Raw genomic sequence first — 21,919 nt, forward strand, 5'->3', positions numbered from 1 at the left:
TGACCCGGGCTGTCAACAGGGACGGCGGCGCCCGCGCCACGTCGCATGAGAGGTCTCTCATGCACGGCTCATGCCCGTCCCACCGGCCCGCGGTCGGATGGGTGCATGGAGACGACCGTCCGCAGCGCACCCACCGCCCCGCCCGCGCCCCCGGCGCCGTGGTACCGGAGCGCGGCGGCCGCCGACCTGCTCACGGGCGCGCAGGCGGGCGACCTGCTCGCCGCGGCGCTCGCGGCCGACGGCGCGGGCCTGGAGTCCTGGCGCGTGCACCAGGTGCACGCCCGGCCGGGCGCGGAGGTGAGCGTCGGGTACGACGTCGTCGCCCGCCGGGGGCGGTCCGCGCCCGAGTACCTCGTCGCGACCACCGCCGCGCTCCCCGCCGCGGCCGCGCGCCACGGCGTGGTCCGCCTCGACGACGGGCCGCGGTCGGTGCACGTGTGGCGCCACCCCGTCGACCCCCTCCTGCCGGGCCTCGCGACCGCGTGCGACGCGGCCGCGCTCGGCGAGCTGCTCGCCCGGTCGCCGCGCACGCGGGGCGAGGTGCCCGACGTCGTCACGTCCGTCGAGATGGTCGCCTACCGTCCGCTGCGGCGGGCGGTGCTCCGCGCACGGCTGCGCCGCGGCCCGGTCGAGAGCCCTGTCGACAGCACGGTCTACGTCAAGGTCGTCCGCCCGGACACGGTGCGCGACCTGGTGGCTCGCCACGAGCTGTTCGACGGGCGGACGCCCGCGGCACCGGTCGTGCGCACCTGGTCGGCCGACGGTGTGGTCGTCCTGCAGGAGGCGGCCGGGCAGTCCCTCGCGCAGCACCTCGCCGCCACGGCGCCGGGCGACCAGGCGTCCGCCATCGACCCGCAGCACCTGCTCGACACGCTCACCACCCTGCCTGCCGGGGCGCTCGACCTCACGCGACGACCGGCCTGGGCCGAGCGGACCGCGCACTACGCCCGGGCCGCGCGGACCACGCACGGTCTCGACGCGGAGCGGGTCGACCGTCTCGAGCGGGCGGTGCGCGCGATCGTCGACGACGTTGACGCGGGGCCGGTGGTGCCCACGCACGGCGACTACTACGAGGCCAACATCGTGCTCGACGGCGACCGCGTGCGCACCCTCCTGGACGTCGACACCCTCGGCCCCGGGCACCTGGTCGACGACCTCGCCTGCCTCGTCGGGCACCTCGCCGTCCTGCCGAGCCTCGCCCCGGACGTCTACGGCGGCGCCGCAGGGCTCGTCGCGCGCTGCCTGGAGACGTTCGACCGTGCGGTCGACCCGCGGTCGCTGCGTGCCCGCGCGGCCGCGGTCGTGCTGTCCCTCGCGGCGAGCACGGCCGACCGGCGGCTCGCGCACACGTGGTGCGGCGTCGCGGAGGAGTTCCTGAGAACCCTCTCATCGTCGGCTCCTGCTGCTCTCACCCGGCCCGACCAGGCTGTTCAGCACACGGCGACCACCAGGTCGTCCACACCGGGTCTCCCGCCCCCCGCGGGTGCCCCACGACTCGAAGGAGACGAGTGACATGAAGACTCGCAACGCTTGGATCGTCACCGGTGCTCTCGGGGCCGTCGGCCTCGGCGCGACCGTCGCGGCAGCGAACGGCACCTTCACCGCACCCGAGCCGGCGACCGTCTCGCCGGCCGTGACCGTCGGCGAGACGTCGACCCCGGAACCCACGGCCACCGTCTCGCCGCGCCCCACCGACGTGCAGAACGGGTCGTCGATCACGACGATCACCGCGCAGTCGGCGAACAGCCCGACGTCGGCCCAGTCGCCGAGGTCGCCCGCCAGCCCGGCGTCGCCCGCCAGCCCGGCGTCGCCCGCCAGCCCGGCGTCGCCGAACAGCCCGGCGTCGCCCAACAGCCCGGTGACCCCGCCGTCGCCGGCGTCCGCGCCGTCCCCGGCGTCTGCGGACTCGGCCCCGTCGGCCGACTGACCGGCCTCCCAGCCACGCACGCCGCCGCCCGCCCCGTGTCGACGGGGCGGGCGGCGGCGTGCGCGGTCAGGCCGCGTCGGCGAGCCGGTAGCCCATCCCGCGCACCGTCACGAAGTGCTCGGCGCCCAGCTTGTTGCGCAGGTAGCGCACGTACACGTCCACGACGTTGGACCCGGGGTCGAAGTCGTAGCCCCACACGCGCGAGAGCAGCTGCTCGCGGCTGAGGACCTGCCCGGGGTTGCGCAGGAAAGCCTCGGCGAGCGCGAACTCGCGGGCCGACAGGTCGACCTCCTTGTCGCCCGCGCGGGCGCGGCGTGTGCGCAGGTCGAGGCTGAGCCCGCCGTGGGACAGGACCGAGACCTCGCCGGCTGGTTCGCTCCGCAGCCGTAGCCGGATGCGTGCCAGCAGCTCCTCGAAGCGGAACGGCTTGGCCATGTAGTCGTCCGCTCCGCCCTCGAGCCCGGCCACGGTGTCCGACACCGAGGTGCGGGCGGTGAGGATGATGACGGGGATGGCGCTGCGGGCCTCGCGCAGTCGCCGCAGCACGGTGAAGCCGTCCTGGTCCGGCAGGCCCAGGTCCAGCACGAGCAGGTCGAAGTCCCCGCTGACCGCGAGGTCGTACGCCTCGCGCCCGGTGGTGACGGTGCTGCACGCGTAGCCCGCGGCGCGGAGCCCCTTGGCGACGAACGAGGCGATGCGTGCCTCGTCCTCCGCGATGAGTATCTGGCTCATGGTGCGGTCCTTCCGGGTGGGGGCAGCGGGGGAGTGGGTGCGCTCGGCGCGGTGGCGGCGGTCGGTGCCGTGCGCAGGGCCGACGGCGGGGCGGGCGGCGCGTCGACGGCCGGGGTGGACGCCACGACCGGGAGCACGAGCGTGAACGTGGACCCAGCCCCTCGCACGGACGCGACATCGACCCGCCCGTCGTGCCCGGCGGCGATGGCGGTGACGATCGCGAGGCCCAGGCCGGCGCCGTCGCGCGCCTCGATGCCGTGCTCGGCGCGGGCGAAGCGCTCGAAGATCCGCTCCAGGTCGGCGGGCTCGATCCCGACGCCCTCGTCCCGGACCCACAGGGTCAGGTGTGCACCGTCGTCGGACACCCTCGATCCCAGGGCCACGGTCGAGCCGGGGGCAGAGAACTTCACGGCGTTCGCCGCGAGCTGCAACCACGCCTGGGTGATGCGTTGCGCGTCGACGCGCGCCGTGGCGTCGGTGCGCGCGTCGACGAGCCACCGCCGGTCGCCGAGGGTGCGGGCCTTGTCGAGGACGTCGTCGGTGAGTCGCCCGAGGTCGACCTCGGTGGGGCGCACGAAGTCGGGCCGCCCCGCCGTCGCGAGGATGACGAGGTCGTCCACGAGCCGGTTCATCCGGTCGAGCTCGTCGAGCGCGAGGTCGCGCGTCGCGGTGGTGTCCTCGACGTCGGCGGGGTCCATGAGCTCGAGGTGACCACGGACCACGGTCAGCGGCGTGCGGAGCTCGTGGCCGACGTCGTCCAGCAGGCGTCGTTGTGACTCGAAGGACTCGTCGAGGCGGGCGAGCATGGCGTTGAACGCCCGGGTGAGCTCGGAGAGGTCGTCGTTGCCGGAGACCCCGATGCGCTGCGAGAGATCGGTGTCGCCGATCTGCTGCGCGGTCTGCGCGAGGACGCGGATGGGGCGCAGCAGCCGACCGGCGACGACCCAGCCGACGACTCCGATGAGGACGAGCGCCACGAGTGCGACGAGCGCGTACGTCGCGAATACCTCGTTGAACTCGGCGTGTTCGGCGTCGCGGTCGAAGGCGAGCACGAGTGCGGCGGGTGCGGTGTCGACGGAGGCCGCGTCGCCGGTCGTGGTAGCTGTGCCACCGTCCGCACGGACCGGGAAGACCATGGCGCGGTAGCTCGCCGTCGGGGTGGTGACGGTCCGCAGGACGACGTGGTCGGAGTCGACGAGAGCGGTGAGCTCGGCGACGAGTGCCTCGTCGTCTTCGAGACGCAGCTGGACGTCCTGCTGGGAGACCAGCGGAGACCGCCCGCTGCGCAGGCCGATGATTCCCTCGTTGCCGGCGGGCACCGTGAGCTGGATCGCGGCGACGACGACGTCCTCGGGCGAGTCGAACGGCTCTCCGGTGACGGGGTTGACCCCGGTGAGCGCGAGCTGCTTGAGCTCGAGGACGCTGCGGTTCAGCGTCTCCTCGATGCGGTCGTCGACACGGTGGCGTTGCAGCGTATAGGCCGTCGCGCCGGCGATGACCAGAGCGAGCGCGCTGAGGGTGAGCACCGCGGCGAGGATGCGCGTGCGGACGGTCAGGACGCGGCGGGTGGGCTCAGTCGTCATCGTCGTCATCGTCGTCGTCGTCGTCGTCGTCGCTGTCGTCATGGCCGGTCGGTGGTGCGGGCGTGACGCGGTCGTCGTCCTCGCGGGACGGCGGTGTGCTGGGTGGTGGGGTGCTGTCGGGCGGGGTGGTCGGTGCCTCGGGCGCGGGCTCGGTGGGCTCGTCGGTCGGTGACCCGGGGGTCTCGGTGGCCGGTACGGGGGTGATGACGACGACGTCGCCCAGCTCGAGGTTCGCGGGTCGGGCGGTGACCGCGGCGACGCCGACGACGCCGCCGACGAGGACGAGGACGGCGAGCACCGCGCCGAGGAGGGCCTGACGTCTCATGGGTTCATCACCTGCCGGCTCATGGACCCAGTATCGGTCGTACCGATGAGAAGCGGATGAGAAGAGACGGTGATATCTTGAGATCAAGAATCTTGACGACGAGAAAGGCCAGGATGAGCGACTGGGACCCGACCCGCTACCTGCAGTTCACGCACGAACGGTCACGGCCTATGGTCGAGCTGCTGGCCAGAGTACCGGGGCAGGCTCGTCGTGTGCTCGACCTCGGGTGCGGCCCGGGCCACCTGTCGGTCCTCCTGCGGGAGCGCTGGCCCGACGCCGAGATCACCGGTGTCGACGCCTCGCCCGCCATGATCGCCCGTGCGCGCGCCGAGGACCGCCGCGGCACCTACGTGCAGGCCGACCTGCGGGACCTGCCGCCCGAGCGTCGCGCGGACGTCGTCCTCAGCAACGCGACCTACCAGTGGCTGCCCGACCACCTCGAGCTCCTGCCGGAGCTCACCGAGCACGTCGACGACGGCGGCACCTTCGCGTTCTCCGTGCCCGGCAACCAGGACGGCGCGAGCCACCGGCTCCTGGCCGAGCTCGCCGCGCACCCGCCGTACGCCGCGTACACGGCGGACGTCGTGCGGTCCGGCGCGCACGGCGCCGCCACCTATCTCGACGTCCTCGCGCGACCGGGGTGGCACGTCGACGCCTGGGAGACGACGTACCTGCACGTGCTGCCGGGCGAGGACCCGGTCTTCGCGTGGATCTCCGCGACGGGCGCACGACCGGTGCTCGACGCCCTGCCGGCCGACCTGCGTCCGGAGTTCGAGGACGCGTACCGGGCGGCGCTCCGCGCCGCCTACCCGCGCGTGGCCTACGGCACGGTGCTGCCGTTCCGCCGCGTCTTCGTGGTCGCGACCCGCACCTGAGGTCAGTCCGCGAGCCAGTCGTCGACGCCGGCGAGCAGCCGGGTCTTCGTGGCCGCCCGGGCGCGGCTCGCCCGGATCGAGGACCGGGCGAGGTCGGCGAGCTCCGCGTCCGAGAACCCGTGGTCGGTGCGCGCGGACTCGTACTGCGCGACGAGGCGCGAGCCGAACAGCAAGGGGTCGTCGGCGCCCAGCGCGACCTGCGCCCCGGCGTCGACCAGCGCGCCCAGCGGGACCTGCGCGTCATCGTCGTACACCCCGAGCGACACGTTCGACGCGGGGCACACCTCGAGGGCGATCCCGCGCTCCACGATGTCCGCCAGAAGCCGCGGGTCCTCGGCCGCCCGCACGCCGTGGCCGAGGCGGTCCGGGTCCAGCTCGCGCAGCACCTCGTGCACGTGCACGGGGCCGAGCAGCTCGCCGCCGTGCGGGACCAGCGCGAGACCCGCATCGCGCGCGATCGAGAACGCCCGCGCGAACTCCGCGGTGTCCCCGCGCCGCTCGTCGTTGCTCAGCCCGAAACCCACGACCTCGCCCGCGTCCTGACCGACGTGCTGCGCCGCCAGCCGCGCCAGGACGCGCGCGTCGAGCGGATGGCGCATCCGGGAGGCGGCGACCACGACGGCGACCTCCACGCCCGTCGCGGCGCTCGCGGTGCGTGCGGCGTCGAGCACGATCTCCACCGCCGGGGTGATGCCGCCGACGAACGGGGCGTACGACGTCGGATCCACCTGGATCTCCAGGCGGCCCGAACCCTCGGCCGCGTCGTCCTCGGCGGCCTCGTGCACGATGCGCCGCATGTCGGCCTCGGACCGCACACACGCGCGCGCCGCGTCGTAGAGCCGCTGGAACCGGAACCAGCCGCGCTCGGTCGCGGGCACGCGCAGGGGGTCGCCGTCGAGCAGCGCGTGGGGGAGCCGGACGTCGTACCGGTCCGCGAGGTCCTTGAGCGTCGCCGTCCGCATCGAACCGGTGAAGTGCAGGTGGAGGTGGGTCTTGGGGAGCTTCGCCAGATCGCGCACCGTGGCAGTCTCGCATCCCCTCACGTGCTCGGCAGGTCGCCCCGCTGTCGGGCCACCGTCACCGCGTGGGTGCGGTCGTCCACGTCGAGCTTCGCGAAGGCCCGCAGCAGGTGTGTCTTGACCGTGGCCTCCGTGATGTAGAGCTCGCGGCCGATCGCCGCGTTCGACAACCCCTCGGACACCAGCGCGAGCACCTGCGACTCGCGGTCCGTGAGCCGCTCGCCACGGCGCATGGACGTCACCAGCCGGGTCGCGACCCGCGGTGCCAGCACGGTCTCGCCGCGTGCCGCCGCCCGGACGCCCGCGACGAGCTCGTCGCGCGGGGTGTCCTTGAGCAGGTAGCCCGTGGCGCCGGCCTCGACCGCGCGCAGGATGTCGCCGTCGGTGTCGTAGGTCGTGAGCACGACGACGTGCGGCGCGCCGGTCCGGTCCGGCCCCGTCGCCCGGGGGCCGCCGACGATCTCCGTGGTCGCCCCCACCCCGTCGAGGACGGGCATCCGCAGGTCCATGAGCACCACGTCCGGTGACAGCTCGGCCGCGAGCGCGACCCCCTGCCGGCCGTCGCCCGCCTCGCCGACGACGACGAGGTCGGTCTCGGCCGCGAGGAGACCGACCAGCCCTGCACGCACGACGGGGTGGTCGTCGACCACGAGGACCCGGATCACCCCCGCGCTCATGCCGTCCTCCGGTCCGCGGGCAGCTGGACCCGGACGGCCGTGCCGCCGTCGGGCACGGGCTCCACCCGCACGTCGCCGCCGCTCGCCGCCACCCGCTCGCGCATCCCGCGCAGCCCGAACCCCTCGGCGGAGTCCGGGGCGATCCCCCGACCGTCGTCGACCACGGCCAGGCACACCGAGGTGCCCTGCGCGTCGAGCGTGAGCGACACCGAGCGCGCCTCGGCGTGCCGTCGGACGTTGGCGAGCGCCTCCTGCGCCGAGCGCAGCACGACGACCTCCTGCGCGCTCGACAACCGCCCGCCGGCGCCGGGCGTGACGTCGAGGTCCAGGCGTACCCGCACCCCGGTCTCCTCCTCGAAGCGGCGTGCCAGACGGGTGAGCGCATCCGCCAGCGACCCGTCCTGCAGCGGCACGGGCGCGAACGCCGCCACGAGCGACCGCGCCTCGGCGAGGTTGTCGCGGGCCGTCGCCTCGACGAGCTCCAGCCGGGCGCGCGCCTCGCCCGACGCTCCCCGGTCGAGGTCCGCGACGGCCGCCTGGGACAGCATGACGACGCTCGTGAAGCCCTGCGCGAGCGTGTCGTGGATCTCGCGGGCCATCCGCTCCCGCTCGGCCGCGACGCCGGCCGAGTGGTGCGAGCGGGCGAGCTCCGACTGCGTCGCGTGCAGCTCGTCGACGAGCCGCGCGTGCTTCTCCGACTGCCGCAGCGCGTGCGCCACCCACACGCCCAGCCCGAGCGCGAACGCCAGCACGACCCCCATCTCGGGGAGCACCAGCCAGAACCGCTCGAGGTCGATGCCGTCGTCCCACGCGAGCGCCCCCGCCGTCCCCAGCGCGAGCACGACGCAGAACGCGACCGAGACCACGAGACGCTCGGAGAGCATCCACACCTGGGTGAACGCCACGAACAGCAGCAGCGTGTTGAGCGGGGCCTGCGTGATGATGACCAGGGTGCCCGTGACCAGCACCACCAGGTACGTGACGGCCAGGCGCTGGTCGCGCGAGCGCGCCGCCCGGCGGCCGACCAACGCGTAGGCCAGCATGATGACGCCGAGCACCAGGAGGGTCACGGTCCGCGCCGTGCCCGTGATGCCCGCGGTGAAGAGGGCCAGGGCGCTGAGCGCCACGATCACGTAGAAAGCGACGTCCCACCACACGACGTCGCGCGACCACGTGCCGTCGATCGTCTCGAGCGCCGACCCCTCGGCCGCAGGCCGCTCAGCCGTCGTCACGCCGCCTCCACCGGAACACCCGCACCCCCACGACCAGGCCCACCACGAGCCATGCGACCAGTACAGCAGCCGTCGCGCCGTGCTGCCACGACTCGCCTACCTCGAAGACCTTCGCCTCGTCGGGCAGGAAGACCGAGCGCATCCCCTGCGCCATCCACTTCAGGGGGAACAGCGACGCGATCGTCTGCATCCACGACGGGAGCGCGAAGAACGCGAAGAACACCCCGGAGATGAACTGCAGCACCAGGACCACGGGCGTCACGACGGCGGTCGCGGACTTCCCGGAGCGCGGCACCGACGAGAACGCCACGCCGCACACGGCACCGGTCGCGGTGCCCAGGACGAAGACCCAGGCGAAGGTGCCCCAGGCGGCCGCGTCGTCCGGCATCGGGACGTCGTAGGCGGTGGTGGCCAGGACCAGCAGCAGCGAGATCTGCACGACCGTGGTGATGAGGACGAGCCCGATCTTGCCGTAGAAGTAGCTCGACGCCGGCAGGGGCGTGGCGCGCAGGCGCTTGAGCGTGCCGTCGTCGCGTTCGACCGCGATGGAGATCGCGAGCGACTGGAAGCTCGTGAGCATCACGCCCGTCGCGATCATGCCGGGCAGGAAGTACTGGGCGAACGGCACGCTGGCGTCCGCCGTGCCCTGGTCCTGCCCCGCGAAGACGGTCGCGAAGATCGCCATCATGATCAGGGGGTAGGTGAAGATGAAGATCACCGCGTCGCGCTCGCGGAAGAACGCGCGCAGCTCGACGCCCGTGCGGTCCAGGCCGAGGCGCAGCGTCCCCGGCAGGCGTACCGCCCCGGAGGTGGGTGTGCGTCCCGCGCCGGTGGTGGGGCTCGCGCCGGCCGTGGTGCTCATCGTGCGATCTCCTCGTGCGTCGGACGGGCTGCTGCGGGGGCGGGCTCCTCGGCCCGTGCGTCGACGGGAGAGGCAGCGCCGATGAGGTCGAGGTAGACCTCCTCGAGGCTGGGCCGCACGACGCGCAGGCCGGGTAGCTCGCCGTCCGGGCCGGCGAGGCGTGCAGCGAGCGAGGTCACGAGGGCCGTCGGCCGAGCGGTGCGTTCCGCACGGGGCTCGCCGTCCTCGACCCAGTGCACGACGGGTCGCCGGGCGTCGGGTCCGCCGAGCGCGTCCGGGGCGCCGAGCGCGGCGAGGGTCCCGTCCCGCACGACGGCGACCCGGTCCGCCAGGTGCGCAGCCTCGTCGAGGTAGTGCGTCGTCAGGAGGATCGTCGTGCCGTCGTGGCGCAGGGACTCCACGAGCTCCCAGAACGAGCGCCGGGCCTGCGGGTCGAACCCGGTGGTCGGTTCGTCGAGGAACAGCAGCTCGGGGCGCCCGACGATCCCGAGCGCGACGTCGAGCCGGCGGCGCTGGCCGCCCGAGAGCTGGCGGGCGCGGGTGGAGGCCTTCTCGCGCAGCCCGGTCGCGTCGATCACCTCGTCGGGATCGCGCGGGCGGGGGTAGAACGTGGCGAAGTGCTTGACCATCTCCGCGACGGTCAGCTCGGCCTGGTCGCGGGAGTCCTGCAGGACGACGCCGATCCGGCTGCGCCAGGCGCGGCCCGCGGTCGCGGGGTCCGCGCCGAGCACGCTGACCTCACCGGCGTCGCGGTTGCGGAAGCCCTCGAGGATCTCGACGGTCGTCGTCTTGCCGGCACCGTTCGGCCCCAGCACGGCGAAGATCTCGCCCCGCTCGACCTGCAGGTCGAGACCGTCGACGGCCTGCTTGGTGCCGTACCTCTTGCGCAGGCCGCTGACCTGGATCGCGGGGCCGTGCGCGGCGCTCGCCGGTGGCGTGGTGATGTCCATACGACCAGCGTCCCGCGGGAGGCACCGGCGCCGCGACGGTCGTTCGTCCGTCCCGGGGGTCCGTCGAACGGTTGACCCCGGGACGAACGGCCGCCGCGGTGGTGCCGGGTGGCTACTCTGCCTCGGCGAGCAGCCGCTGGATGCGCGAGACGCCCTCGACGAGGTCGTCGTCGCCCAGCGCGTAGGACAGGCGCAGGTAGCCGCTGGGGCCGAACGCCTCGCCCGGGACCACCGCCACCTCGACCTCCTCGAGGATGATCGCCGCGAGCTCCGCGGACGTCGTCGGGGTCCGTCCGCGCAGCGTCCTGCCCAGCACCCCCCGCACGTCCGGGTACGCGTAGAAGGCGCCCTGCGGCGTCGGGCACACCACGCCGTCGATCTCCGAGAGCATCGAGACCATGGTGCGCCGGCGGCGGTCGAACGCCGCCCGCATCTCCTCCACGGCCGCGAGCGTGCCGGAGACGGCGGCGATCGCCGCCCGCTGGGAGACGTTCGCGACGTTGGACGTGAGGTGCGACTGGAGGTTGGTCGCGGCCTTGATGACGTCGGTGGGGCCGATCATCCACCCGACCCGCCAGCCCGTCATCGCGTACGTCTTCGCGACGCCGTTGAGCACGACGGTCGTGTCCGCCAGGGCCGGGACCGCGCGCACGATCGGCGTGAAGACCGTGTGGTCGTAGACCAGGTGCTCGTAGATCTCGTCCGTGATGACCCAGATGCCGTGCTCGAGCGCCCACTGCCCGATCGCGGCGGTCTGCTCGGGGGAGTAGACCGCGCCCGTCGGGTTGGACGGCGAGCAGAACAGCAGCGCCTTCGTCCGGTCGGTGCGCGCGGCCTCGAGCTGCTCGACGGTCACCAGGTAGTCCTGGTCGGCGCCCGCGAAGACCTCGACCGGCTCGCCCCCGGCCAGGCGGATGGCCTCCGGGTAGGTGGTCCAGTACGGCGCCGGGAGCAGCACCTCGTCCCCCGGGTCGACGAGCGCTGCGAACGCCTGGTAGACCGCCTGCTTGCCGCCGTTGGTGACGAGCACCTGCGACGGGTCGACCTCGTAGCCCGAGTCGCGCAGCGTCTTCTCGGCGATCGCCGTCTTGAGCGCCGGCAGGCCCCCGGCGGGGGAGTAGCGGTGGTTCGCCGGGTCGGCCGCGGCCTTGATCGCGGCGTCCACCACGTACTGCGGGGTGGGGAAGTCGGGTTCGCCGGCACCGAAGCCGATCACGGGGCGGCCCGCAGCCTTGAGGGCCTTGGCCTTGGCGTCGACGGCCAGGGTCGCCGACGGTGCGATCGCCGCGAGGCGTGCGGACACGCGTCGTCGGTCACCGGTCCCGGGGCCGGAGGTGGTGGCGCTGACAGGGCTCTCGGAGGAGGTGGGCTGGCTCACCCGCCCATCGTGTCAGATGCCCCCCGACGGCGTCACGGACGTCCGCGCACGCGCCGGTCCGGGCGGGTCCCAGGTGCCGGAAACGGTGCAGCCCGAGGACGGTCTCGCTCGCGGTTCGACCCTGCGCCGGGTCTCGCGTACAGTATTCCTTCGGTGGTTGACGTCACCCTCATGGGTCGTGCCTGCGGCGCGAGTCCGGAGCGGTGGGCGTCGGTCGTCGAAGGGTAGTGGCGCAATTGGTAGCGCAGCGGTCTCCAAAACCGCAGGTTGCAGGTTCGAGTCCTGTCTACCCTGCACAGCGTTCCCGCGAGGGGGCGCGTAGTCCGGCAACGGGTTACACCAAGAGGGGTTCAGTTCCAACACCACGTGGGGAAGAACAGTGAGCGAATCGCCGTCCGAGGCTGTGGGTGCTGAAGGCGCACGCGCCGACGGGGTGAAGAAGGGCCGCGACGCGAAGAAGCCCAACATCTTCGCCCGGATTGCCCTGTTCGTCCGCCAGGTGATCGCCGAGCTCAAGAAGGTCGTCACCCCGACACGGTCCGAGCTCATCACCTACACGACGGTCGTCCTCGTGTTCGTGGTGGTGGTCATGGCCTTCGTGACCGTCCTGGACCTCGGGATCGGCTGGGCAGCCTTCCAGATCTTCGCGGACTGACGTCCGTACGACGGAACTCCCGGCCCGGAGCAGGTGCGGCGCCGGTCGGCGGACGCACGGTCGAGGCCGCGGCGCGCCGAGGAGATCCCCTTCAGAAGCAGAACTCGTAGCAGTCAGCAGAAAGCAGGTTCGTTAGTGTCCCAGGAGTCGCTGGACCAGACGGAGAACGTCGACCCCATCGAGCCCGGCGCCGAGAGCGCCGAGGTGGAGTCCGACGCACCTGCCGACACCGAGACCGACACGTCGGTCGAGGCTGACGCCACCACGCAGGACCCTACCGAGGACGACGCTCCCGCCGACGAGCCCGAGGGCGACGACGAGGCCGCGGAGGCCGAGGGACGTGTCGACGAGGACGGAGACGTGCTCGACGACCTCGACCCGATCGAGGAGTTCAAGCGCGAGCTGCGCACGAAGCCGGGTGACTGGTTCGTCATCCACTCGTACGCCGGCTACGAGAACCGTGTGAAGGCGAACCTGGAGAACCGCATCCAGAGCCTCAACATGGAGGACTACATCTTCCAGATCGAGGTCCCCATGGAGGAGGTCGCCGAGATCAAGAACGCGCAGAAGAAGATCGTCCGCCGCGTTCGGATCCCCGGCTACGTCCTCGTCCGCATGGACCTCACCGACGAGTCCTGGGGCGCCGTGCGGCACACCCCGGGTGTCACGGGCTTCGTGGGCCACACCCACCAGCCGGTGCCGTTGACCCTCGACGAGGTGTTCTCGATGCTCGCCCCGACGCTGGCGCCGAAGCCGGAGGCGGGCAAGCCCGCGACCGCCTCGCAGCGGGCGCCGCTCGAGGTCGAGTTCGAGGTCGGCGAGTCGGTCACCGTCACGGACGGGCCGTTCGACACGCTGCCCGCCACGATCTCCGAGATCAACGCCGAGGCTCAGAAGCTCAAGGTGCTGGTCTCGATCTTCGGCCGGGAGACCCCGGTCGAGCTGTCGTTCGGTCAGGTCGCCAAGATCTGAGCCTGTCGCGGGGTCCCCCGCGTCGACAGCACCTGCAACCGGGTCATCGCCCACGGCGTCGGTCCACGAAACAGAGAGTCAGGAAAACGCATGCCCCCCAAGAAGAAGGTCTCCGGCCTCATCAAGCTGCAGATCCAGGCCGGAGCCGCGACGCCGGCTCCGCCGATCGGCCCCGCGCTCGGTCAGCACGGTGTCAACATCATGGAGTTCTGCAAGGCGTACAACGCCGCGACCGAGGCGCAGCGCGGCAACGTCGTCCCCGTGGAGATCACGGTCTACGAGGACCGCTCCTTCACCTTCATCACGAAGACCCCGCCGGCAGCCGAGCTCATCAAGAAGGCTGCGGGCGTCGACAAGGGCTCCTCGACGCCGCACACCGTGAAGGTCGCGAAGCTCACCTCCGCACAGGTCCGCACCATCGCGGAGACCAAGCTCGAGGACCTCAACGCGAACGACCTCGAGGCCGCCTCGAAGATCATCGCGGGCACGGCGCGCTCGATGGGCATCACCGTCGAGGGCTGAGCACAATGAACGCGGAGGTAGGACGAGCGCCAGCGAGTTCTGCCGAAGCGTGAACGTCGCTCAGACCGAGAGTGAGTGCTGGGGCTGAGCCCGAGCCCACTGAAGTATCACGCTCGACGGGATCGACCCGACGAGCGGTGGCAGGGTCCGCGCGGACCCGCAGACCACGACTGCTCGAACGAGGAGAAGCAGATGGCAACGCGCAGCAAGGCCTACCGCAACGCGGCAGACAAGATCGACTTCGACCGGCTGTACACCCCTCTCGAGGCCGTGCGCCTCGCGAAGGAGACGTCGAGCATCAAGTACGACGCGACCGTCGAGGTCGCCTTCCGCCTGGGTGTCGACCCCCGCAAGGCGGACCAGATGGTTCGTGGCACGGTCAACCTGCCTCACGGCACCGGCAAGACGGCACGCGTCATCGTGTTCGCCAACGGTGCGAAAGCGGAGGAGGCCCGTGCGGCCGGTGCGGACGAGGTCGGCGGTGACGACCTCATCGAGAAGGTGGCCGCCGGCTACACCGACTTCGACTCGGCCGTCGCGACCCCGGACCTCATGGGCAAGGTCGGTCGCCTCGGCAAGGTGCTGGGCCCCCGTGGTCTGATGCCGAACCCGAAGACGGGCACCGTGACCATGGACGTCACGAAGGCCGTCACGGACATCAAGGGCGGAAAGATCGAGTTCCGCGTGGACAAGCACGGGAACCTGCACTTCATCATCGGCAAGGTCTCGTTCGACGAGAAGTCGCTGGTGGAGAACTACGCGTCCGCTCTCGAAGAGGTCCTGCGGCTCAAGCCGTCCTCGTCGAAGGGCCGCTACATCACGAAGGCGACCATGACGACGACGATGGGCCCCGGCATCCCGCTGGACCAGTCCAAGACGACGAAGCTCCTCGAGGAGGACGCTGCCTGACGGCAGCGCGACCTCGTACCGACGCCGACGGCGCGGTTCCCGGACGGGAGCCGCGCCGTCGGCGTTCGTGCGTGCGGTCGTGCGTCAGCCGTGGTGGGTGCCGAGACCGGGCAGGCGGTGCTGGTCGTGGGGGACGGCGTGCTCGCCGGCCTGCGTGTCCGCGAGGCCGGCGGTCGTGAGCGTTGCGACGAGGACGGCGGCGGCGAACAGGGCCAGCACCCGTCGGCCGGTGCGGTCCGTGGTGGCGGGGGCGGCGTGGTCGGGCGCGGGCTCGGTCTCGCGGCGCAGCCAGCGGGCGACGAGCACGGCCCCGAGGACCTGCAGCGCGACGACGGCGATCACGGCCGTTCCCGCGGGGCCGGACGCGGGTGGCGTGGAGAACGCGGCGGGGGCGCTCACCGCGAGGAGTGAGCCGAGCGTCACGCGCAAGATGGCCGGACCCGTCCGGCGGAGGGCGACGATCGCCCAGAGGACCTCGGCGAGGCCGAGCGCGGCCCCCCACGCTCCGGCGGCGCTGGTGAGGTCGCCCGCGGCGACGGCGAGGTTCACCAGCCCCGCCCCGAGCACGGCGAAGGCCGCAGAGACGGCCAGGACGTCGAGTCCGCCGCGCGGGTCCGCTTGCGGGGCACGCGGCTCGGTGGTGGCGACGGTCGGGACCGGTGCTCGGGACGAGACGGGCGACGGCACGGGGGTCAGGCCGTGACGGGCCGGCGCTCGGCGGACTTCTCGGCGCCGAGGCCCGCGCCGAGCAGGATCAGGGCGCTCGCCAGGTGCAGCACGTTGTCCGCGCCGTTCAGCGCGATGATGTTGGCGGCCGAGCCCACGAGGAAGAGCCCGACGACCCCGACGAGCAGGTAGACCGCACCGACCGTCGTGTTCACGGACCTGGCCGCAGACACCGACCGGGTCGCCGCGAGCAGCAGCGCCGCTCCGATCGCCAGGTGGATGACGTTGTGCAGCGGGTTGACGGCGAAGACGAGGAGGTTGGCGCCCTCGGTGCCGGCGAAGCCCACACCCGAGGTCACGGCGAAGCCTGCCAGCCCGACGAGCAGGTAGACGGCGCCGAAGACGGCGCCCAGGAGTCTGTTCGGGGACGAGGTCATGATGGTTCCCACTTTCTGGTTCGTGCGTGGACGGTGTTCCACGGGCGGAGACGACCGAGGTTCGGAGCGCCGACCGCGGCGGATGGGTCAGGACCGGCTCCCCAGGTGCCGGTCCCGGCGGGGGGCGCCCGTGCACCCGCCTCACAGGGATCTCGGCGGGTCTGTATCAAACGTCCCGCCCGTCCCTCTCTTGCGGTGACGGGCCCCGCCGGAGCCCCGCGCACGACGATGCCGTGGACGGACGGAGGAGATGGCTGCCCATGCACGTGCTTGTCCCCGCTCGTTGCTCAGCCCTAGACTCGGCTGATCCGGGGGGCGCCCCGACCCGACCCGACCGAATGAGCGTGCTATCTCGGATGACACGAACCTCGGAGGAACTTCCATCCGTCGACGAGCCGGCCACGAGCCTCGGTGATCGCGGCGCGATCGCGCTGCTCGAGTACCGCGAGGGCCGGCACGAGGCGCTCGGCGAGTTCGTCCGCGAGGCGACCCCGCTCCTCTGGCACACCGTGCGGGCCCAGGGCGTCGACCGCGAGGCCGCGGACGACGTCGTGCAGAACGTCTGGGTCGCGCTGGTGCGCAACGCGCAGACCATCAAGGAACCTCACGCGGTGCTCAAGTGGCTGCTCATCACCGCGAAGCGCGCCGCGTGGGAGACCGTGCGCAAGCACCGCGACGACCAGCACAAGCGCACCGAGCTCCCGGACGACCTCGACGACGGCGCCGTCGCGCCGCTGCCGTCCGCCGCCCCCACGCCGGAGGTCGAGGTGCTGCGCAACGAGCGCGACCGTGCGCTGTGGGGCGCGCTCGAGCGGCTCCCGGAACGTTGCCGGCGCCTGCTACGACTCATCTCCTTGGCGGACCGGCCTGACTACAAGTACATCTCGAGCGCGATCGGCATGCCGGTCGGCAGCATCGGGTCCAACCGTGGGCGGTGCCTGGCGAAGCTCCGGGACATCTTCGAGACCGAGCAGGGGGCCGAGACATGGCAGGCATGAGGAGCGCGCCGTCCGGGTACAGCCCGGACGAGCCGCTGGACGAGGTGGACCTGCGCCTCCTGGACGACCTCGCGCGCCTGACCGAGATCGTCGACCCGGTTCCGGCCGGTCTCGTCGATCGCGCGCTGTTCGCCGTGACGCTCGCCGGGCTCGAGGCGGAGGTCATGGAGCTCGAGTACGTCCGCGCACCCGCGACGTCGGTGCGGGGGGACGCGCCGCCCGTCGAGGCGCGCACCATCACCTTCACGTCGGAGGCGGTCACCGTCATGATCTCGCTGTCCCCGACGGACGACGGCCGCATCCGCATCGACGGCTGGGCGGCCCCGGCGACGTCGCTGCGTGTCGAGCTGCACCGACCCGGTGGCGTGACCGCGACGACGAGCGACGACGACGGCCGCTTCGTCTTCGACGCCGTCGAGCGCGGGCCCGCGAGCCTCGTCGTCCGCCGCGCCGACGGCGCCGGCGGGGCCGTGAGCACCCCCGTCGTCGAGCTCTAGCACGCCCGGTGCCGTGCCGCGGTCGACCCGCGGCGCCTGGGCCCTGAACAACCGCGCGACGGGTCCCCGTCGCGTGCACCGGACCGTGGCGCAGCCGCACGGCCGGCGACGAGACCTTCGTCCTCGAGGAGGAGCACGTGAGCGAGACCCCTGAGATCCCCGATGCCCGCACGGTCCGCGACGCCGCGGGAGGGCGTCGTCCCGTCCGGCACCTCGACCCGGAGCGCGTCCGGCGCAGCCCGGGCGCCTCCCGCGTCGAACCCACGGCCTACGTGGCGGACCGCCTCATCGTGCGCGGTGCGCCGCCCGCGGACCTGCGGGAGCTCGCCGATCCCGCGACGCTCCGAGCCGGCGGGTCCGCGGCCGAGGTTGCCCTCCCGGTCTGGGCGGAAGGCGAGGACGCGACGACGTGGCTCGACGGTGTCCGGCGCATCGCGGCCGACCTGGGCTACCAGGTCGTGTACGACGGGCGCCTCGGCGACCTCGTGACGGAGGAGGACACGCAGGAGGACGACGACACCTTCGGCTACGCGCTGAGGTTCGTGCCTGTCCGTCCGGACGACGTCGAGGCCGACACGTGGGAGGTGCTCGAGCGCATCGGCCGCGAGCTCGGCGACCTCGTCGAGGACGACGGGCTCGAGGCGCCCGCCGTCGGTCTCGACCACGTGATGCGTGCCCAGCGCCGCACGACCCCCCTCCCGTTCGTCCCGGTCTCCCGACCTCGCTCGACGCCGCTCCCTGTGAGCGCCGTCGACGAGTACGGCGTACCCGGCTCCGGTGGGCTCGTCCCGGTCCGACTCATCTCCCCGCCGCCGGCGCGCCGCTTCGCCGACGGCCCGAACCCCTGGGTCACGGCGGACGGGTTCTCGCGTCCCGCCGTCGCGCTCGTCGACACGGGCGTCGGCTCGCACCCCTGGTTCGGCTCGTACGTGCCGGGGGAGCCGTCGGACGGACCCGACTCGGTCGTGGTGCGGGACGCCGAGCTCGACGGGTCGCCGATCGGCACGTTCCCGATCCCGACGATCGACTCGGAGGACGCCGAGTACGGGGGCATGAGCAAGGACCCGCTGACGGGGCCGCTCGATCCGGTCGCCGGGCACGGCACGTTCCAGGCGGGCATCGTGCACCAGCTGTGCCCGGACGCGGTGCTGCTGTCGGTCCGCGCGTTCGGGGGGTCGGGCGACGTGCCCGAGTGGGAGGTCCTCCACACGCTGTGGCGGCTCCTGCGCTTCCACCGTCGTGGCCTGCGGGGCGACGACGGCTACCACCCGGTGGACGTCGTGGTGCTCGCGATGGGTTACTACCACGAGCAGCCGGAGGACTACGGCTACGACGGCCCGCTCCGGCGGGTCCTGCGGGCGCTGCGCCGGGCAGGGATCGTGGTGGTCGTCGCCGCTGGGAACGACGGGACGACCAGGCCCATGTTCCCCGCCGCGTGGACGCCGCGGGTGGACCGGACCGACGGCGGTGCGGTGCCCCGCAAGCCCGAGGACCTCAAGCCCGAGTACACCCCGATATTCGCCGTGGGCGCGACCAACCCGGACTCGACCATCGCTGTCTTCAGCAACGACGGGCCGTGGGTGACCACGGTGAAGCCCGGCGCGGCCGTCGTCAGCACGATGCCGACGACCATCGACGGTCCGGTGACGCCGTCCGTCCGCCTCCCCGAGCGCCTGGGCCCGGGGGTGCGCTCGTCCGTCGACCCGGACGACTTCGGCGGCGGGTTCGCATCGTGGAGCGGCACGTCGTTCTCGGCGCCGTACCTCGCCGCGGAGATCGCCCGGGAGATCCTCGTGTCTCGCGCGCAGCAGGGCGCCCAGGAGCCCAGCTCGGGTGTCGGGGGTGCCGCCGCGCACCGTACCGCCGGGGCGTGGGATGCTGTGCGACGTGTGCCGGGACTGTTCGCGCAGGGAGTCACCACGGTGTGACCCCTGCCCGGGGGTGGTCGTGTGAACGACGACGTGCGTCGCGCGTTCGCCGACCGCCTCCGCCGGGCGCAGGAGCTCAACGCGTTGTCGAAGGTCCGCCCTGCCTCTCGTGAGTTCCGTCGGCTCGTCCGGGACGTCGAGCAGTGGGAGGTGGAGTCCGGGGCCACTGACTGGTCCCGGGAGACCCGGGTCCGCGCACTCGTGGGCGAGGCGGCCTGCGTGTACGCGCTCACGGGGAGCATCGAGGCGGGGGGCGAGGTGCTGACGCGGGCGCAGGAGGCCGCCGGCCTGCTCGACGACCGGCTCCGCGGCCTCGTCCACGGTCAGCACGGCGTGCTGCTGCTCCGGTCGGGGGACAGCAAGGCAGCGGTCCGGCCGCTGACGGTCGCCCTCGAGCTCGCCGGTCCTGCCGATCATCGCGACCGCACGGTGCTGAGCCTGAACCGAGGCTCGGCCCTCGTCGACATCGGTGCCCTCGACGAGGCCCTCGCCGACTACGAGACGGCGCTCGAGCACGCCCGCCTGGTCCAGAACGACCACTACGTCTCGTTCGCGCTGCACAACATCGGGTACATGCACCACGTCCGGGGCGACATGCCGGCCGCGCTGAAGTCGTTCGACGAGTCCGTGACGCTCCTGCCGGACGGTCCGGACGGGCTCGCGCTCGTGGGGCGTGCCCGTGTGCTGTACGAGGTCGGCCTGCTCTCGGAGGCCGAGGTCGCCCTCGCCGAGGCGGCGGAGCTCCTCGCCGACGACGGTCTGGCGCAGGAGCGTGCCGAGGCGCTGCTCGACCGCGCCCGCTGCCTGGTCGGCCTGCGTCGGTACGACGACGCCCGGGCGCTCGCGGGGCAGGCGCGCCGTCTGTACGCGCGATCGGGGAACACCACCTGGAGCCTGTACGCCCGCGTCGTGGAGCTCGAGGCGATGCTCGCGTCCGACCGTGCGGGCCAGGACGCGGCACGGCGGCGGTTGCGCCGGCGCAGCGTCCTCGCGCTGGACGTGGCGCGCGAGGGCGACGCCCGGGGGGCGGTCGCGCGCTTCGGGGTCAGCGTGCCCGCCCGACTCCACGCGGCGGAGTGGGAGATCCTCGCGGGCGGGCTCGACCGGGCTCGCGACGTCCTCGCGGAGGTCCCACGGCTGCCGGGGTGGGCCCCCTTCCCGGTCCGGGTGCAGCACCAGGCGGTCCGCGCGCAGCTGGCGTTCGCGCTGGGGGACCGGCGCAGCGGCGTACGCGCGGTGCGGGGCGGCCAGCGGGCGATCTCGGAGCACCGGGCACGGCTCGGCTCGGTGGACGCGGTGACGGCTACGGCGGTCCACGGCGTCCGGCTCGGCAACCTGGACGTCGAGGCCGCGCTCAGGACGGGTCGTGCGGCGGACGTCTTCGACGCGGTGGAGCGCGGGCGCGCGACCTTTGCCGGATCGGGACGCGTCCGGCCACCCTCCGACGCGGCGCTCGCCGCGCTGCTCACCGCGGCCCGGCGCGAGATCGAGTCGGCACGGGACATCGGCGCGAGCGGCGCCGGCGAGGAGCAGCTCCGGCGCCAGCAGCACCTGCGCGAGGCGCGTCGTCTTCAGGACGAGGCACGGCGACGGTCCTGGCGGATCGGGGGCGAAGCTGGGACCCCGGCGCCCACGACGACCCGGGCGCTCCGTGCGGCCCTCGCGGGCGACGGGTCGGACGCGGTGGTCGCCGACCTCGTGCTGTCGGGCGGGGACGTGGTCGCCGTGCGGGTCTCGCGGGAGGGCTCGCGCCTGGTCCGCCTCGCGCCCCTCGACGCGGTCGCCGAACGGGTGCGGCGCGCGCGGGCGGACTTCGCGGTGCTCTCGAACGCTCTCATCCCAGCCCCGATGCGGGCGGCCGCAGTGTCCTCGCTGCAGCGCACGCTGACCTGGCTCGACGACGCCCTCGTCGCCCCGCTGGGTGCTGACGGAGATCTTCACGTCGCGGCGCGCAACCTCCTGCTGGCCGTGCCGTGGGCGAGCCTGCCGTCCCGCCACGGGCTGCGGACGTGGGCGAACTCGTGGGTCGACCTCCGCCACGGCTTGCCGCTCCGACGTCCGGGCGAGGCGCTCGTCGTGGCGGGACCGGGGCTGCGGTTCGCCACGGCGGAGGCGAAGCTCGTCGCGGGGGTGTGGGACGACGCCCGTGTGGTGTCGGGCTTGCAGGCGACGTGCGCCGAGGTGGTCTCGCGCCTCCCGCGGGCAGGGGTCGTCCACCTCGCCGCGCACGGCACCCATGACATCGACAACCCGCTGTTCTCGTCCCTGCGGCTCGCCGACGGCCCGCTCTTCGCCCACGAGCTCGACGGCATCGACCTCGACGGTGTGGTCGTGGTCCTCTCCGCGTGCGAGGTGGGCCTGTCGACGCCGCGCGTCGGGGGAGAGTCGCTCGGTCTGACGAGCGTCCTGCTCCGGCTCGGCGCACGAGCGGTGGTCGCGAGCGTGGCGCCGCTGCGGGACGACGTCGCGGCACGGGTCATGCCGGCGCTGCACGCCGAGCTGCGGGACGGCGCGATGCCGGGCGTCGCCCTCGCGCGGGCCGTGGCGGACGAGCCCGAGCCCGTCCCGCTCGTGTGCTTCGGCCCGCTGGTGCTGTGACCCCGGGTGCCTGCCCGTCCGGGTGACGCCCGGGCAGGTTTGGACCACGCGCCGTCGTCCCGTACGATGTCCGAGTACCCAAGACCGCCGGTCGTCCGACGCTGCCCAGAGCCTTCTGTGGTGAGCGGAAGACCGAAGCTCCGTGAACAGCGGGGGCCAGCGCAGGTAGCGACATCG

22 protein-coding genes and 1 tRNA gene are annotated in these 21,919 nt (G+C 73.1%); 12 read left to right on the forward strand and 11 right to left on the reverse strand.

The window, feature by feature from the left end:
- The first annotated feature begins 105 nt into the window (after window positions 1-105).
- Both OHL10_RS02620 and OHL10_RS02625 read left to right on the forward strand, forming a co-directional pair.
- Complete coding sequence (locus tag OHL10_RS02620) at window positions 106-1,512, forward strand: aminoglycoside phosphotransferase family protein (RefSeq protein WP_265520596.1); 1,407 nt, start codon at window positions 106-108, stop codon at window positions 1,510-1,512.
- A 1-nt stretch (window position 1,513) separates the two neighbouring features.
- Complete coding sequence (locus OHL10_RS02625) at window positions 1,514-1,927, forward strand: hypothetical protein (RefSeq protein WP_265520598.1); 414 nt, start codon at window positions 1,514-1,516, stop codon at window positions 1,925-1,927.
- 66 nt (window positions 1,928-1,993) lie between these two features.
- Here the strand turns inward: OHL10_RS02625 and OHL10_RS02630 are convergent, their stop codons facing one another.
- From OHL10_RS02630 to OHL10_RS02640, 3 genes are read right to left on the reverse strand one after another with little or no spacing between them, the layout of a single operon-like run.
- Window positions 1,994-2,659, reverse strand: coding sequence for a response regulator transcription factor (locus tag OHL10_RS02630; protein WP_265520600.1), 666 nt, complete (start codon window positions 2,657-2,659; stop codon window positions 1,994-1,996).
- Window positions 2,656-4,242, reverse strand: a complete 1,587-nt coding sequence (locus tag OHL10_RS02635) for a sensor histidine kinase (protein WP_265520601.1) — start codon at window positions 4,240-4,242, stop codon at window positions 2,656-2,658. The genes OHL10_RS02630 and OHL10_RS02635 overlap by 4 nt, the downstream gene beginning before the upstream one ends.
- Entirely contained in the window at window positions 4,232-4,567 is a 336-nt protein-coding gene (locus OHL10_RS02640; RefSeq protein WP_265520602.1) for a hypothetical protein, read from the reverse strand. Before OHL10_RS02640 ends, OHL10_RS02635 begins: the two co-directional genes overlap by 11 nt.
- Window positions 4,568-4,680: 113 nt before the next feature.
- Between OHL10_RS02640 and OHL10_RS02645 the strand changes: the two genes are divergently transcribed.
- Complete coding sequence (locus tag OHL10_RS02645; protein WP_265520603.1) at window positions 4,681-5,442, forward strand: methyltransferase domain-containing protein; 762 nt, start codon at window positions 4,681-4,683, stop codon at window positions 5,440-5,442.
- Window positions 5,443-5,444: 2 nt separating this feature from the next.
- Here the strand turns inward: OHL10_RS02645 and OHL10_RS02650 are convergent, their stop codons facing one another.
- The 6 genes from OHL10_RS02650 to OHL10_RS02675 all read right to left on the reverse strand — a co-directional run bounded on the left by OHL10_RS02650 (window position 5,445) and on the right by OHL10_RS02675 (window position 11,485).
- Window positions 5,445-6,461 (reverse strand): adenosine deaminase, encoded by a 1,017-nt coding sequence (locus tag OHL10_RS02650; protein ID WP_265520604.1) that lies wholly within the window; start codon window positions 6,459-6,461, stop codon window positions 5,445-5,447.
- A gap of 20 nt (window positions 6,462-6,481) precedes the next feature.
- Complete coding sequence (locus tag OHL10_RS02655) at window positions 6,482-7,138, reverse strand: response regulator (RefSeq protein ID WP_265520605.1); 657 nt, start codon at window positions 7,136-7,138, stop codon at window positions 6,482-6,484.
- Entirely contained in the window at window positions 7,135-8,370 is a 1,236-nt protein-coding gene (locus OHL10_RS02660) for a sensor histidine kinase (protein WP_265520606.1), read from the reverse strand. Before OHL10_RS02660 ends, OHL10_RS02655 begins: the two co-directional genes overlap by 4 nt.
- A complete protein-coding gene (locus OHL10_RS02665; protein WP_265520608.1) occupies window positions 8,357-9,232 on the reverse strand; it encodes an ABC transporter permease in 876 nt (291 codons plus the stop codon). Before OHL10_RS02665 ends, OHL10_RS02660 begins: the two co-directional genes overlap by 14 nt.
- Entirely contained in the window at window positions 9,229-10,182 is a 954-nt protein-coding gene (locus OHL10_RS02670; RefSeq protein ID WP_265520609.1) for an ABC transporter ATP-binding protein, read from the reverse strand. The genes OHL10_RS02665 and OHL10_RS02670 overlap by 4 nt, the downstream gene beginning before the upstream one ends.
- Before the next feature lie 112 nt (window positions 10,183-10,294).
- Window positions 10,295-11,485 carry a pyridoxal phosphate-dependent aminotransferase gene (locus OHL10_RS02675; protein ID WP_265521002.1) on the reverse strand — a complete coding sequence of 397 codons (1,191 nt, stop codon included), beginning with the start codon at window positions 11,483-11,485 and terminating at the stop codon, window positions 10,295-10,297.
- Window positions 11,486-11,781: 296 nt separating this feature from the next.
- Between OHL10_RS02675 and OHL10_RS02680 the strand changes: the two genes are divergently transcribed.
- The 5 genes from OHL10_RS02680 to rplA all read left to right on the forward strand — a co-directional run bounded on the left by OHL10_RS02680 (window position 11,782) and on the right by rplA (window position 14,618).
- A tRNA-Trp gene (locus OHL10_RS02680) sits at window positions 11,782-11,854 on the forward strand.
- A gap of 85 nt (window positions 11,855-11,939) precedes the next feature.
- Window positions 11,940-12,215: a preprotein translocase subunit SecE gene (gene secE, locus OHL10_RS02685; RefSeq protein WP_265520610.1), complete on the forward strand. Its 276-nt coding sequence runs from the start codon at window positions 11,940-11,942 to the stop codon at window positions 12,213-12,215.
- 135 nt (window positions 12,216-12,350) lie between these two features.
- On the forward strand, window positions 12,351-13,187 hold the full coding sequence (nusG, locus tag OHL10_RS02690) for a transcription termination/antitermination protein NusG (protein ID WP_265520611.1): 837 nt from the start codon (window positions 12,351-12,353) through the stop codon (window positions 13,185-13,187).
- 90 nt (window positions 13,188-13,277) lie between these two features.
- Window positions 13,278-13,709, forward strand: a complete 432-nt coding sequence (gene rplK, locus OHL10_RS02695) for a 50S ribosomal protein L11 (protein ID WP_265520612.1) — start codon at window positions 13,278-13,280, stop codon at window positions 13,707-13,709.
- A 192-nt stretch (window positions 13,710-13,901) separates the two neighbouring features.
- A complete protein-coding gene (gene rplA, locus OHL10_RS02700; protein ID WP_265520613.1) occupies window positions 13,902-14,618 on the forward strand; it encodes a 50S ribosomal protein L1 in 717 nt (238 codons plus the stop codon).
- A gap of 84 nt (window positions 14,619-14,702) precedes the next feature.
- Here the strand turns inward: rplA and OHL10_RS02705 are convergent, their stop codons facing one another.
- Entirely contained in the window at window positions 14,703-15,305 is a 603-nt protein-coding gene (locus OHL10_RS02705) for a hypothetical protein (protein WP_265520614.1), read from the reverse strand.
- A 5-nt stretch (window positions 15,306-15,310) separates the two neighbouring features.
- Window positions 15,311-15,721, reverse strand: a complete 411-nt coding sequence (locus tag OHL10_RS02710) for a DUF4383 domain-containing protein (RefSeq protein ID WP_265520616.1) — start codon at window positions 15,719-15,721, stop codon at window positions 15,311-15,313.
- A 356-nt stretch (window positions 15,722-16,077) separates the two neighbouring features.
- Between OHL10_RS02710 and OHL10_RS02715 the strand changes: the two genes are divergently transcribed.
- From OHL10_RS02715 to OHL10_RS02730, 4 genes are all read left to right on the forward strand, one after another.
- Entirely contained in the window at window positions 16,078-16,719 is a 642-nt protein-coding gene (locus OHL10_RS02715) for an RNA polymerase sigma factor (protein WP_265520617.1), read from the forward strand.
- Window positions 16,707-17,216 (forward strand): hypothetical protein, encoded by a 510-nt coding sequence (locus tag OHL10_RS02720; protein ID WP_265520618.1) that lies wholly within the window; start codon window positions 16,707-16,709, stop codon window positions 17,214-17,216. Before OHL10_RS02715 ends, OHL10_RS02720 begins: the two co-directional genes overlap by 13 nt.
- Before the next feature lie 137 nt (window positions 17,217-17,353).
- Entirely contained in the window at window positions 17,354-19,144 is a 1,791-nt protein-coding gene (locus OHL10_RS02725) for a S8 family serine peptidase (RefSeq protein WP_265520619.1), read from the forward strand.
- Between the two features lie 21 nt (window positions 19,145-19,165).
- Window positions 19,166-21,742: a CHAT domain-containing protein gene (locus OHL10_RS02730; RefSeq protein ID WP_265520621.1), complete on the forward strand. Its 2,577-nt coding sequence runs from the start codon at window positions 19,166-19,168 to the stop codon at window positions 21,740-21,742.
- Window positions 21,743-21,919 lie beyond the last annotated feature (177 nt).

It is taken from the genome of Oerskovia flava (assembly GCF_026163685.1).
GTDB classification, from domain to species: Bacteria; Actinomycetota; Actinomycetes; order Actinomycetales; family Cellulomonadaceae; genus Oerskovia_A; species Oerskovia_A flava.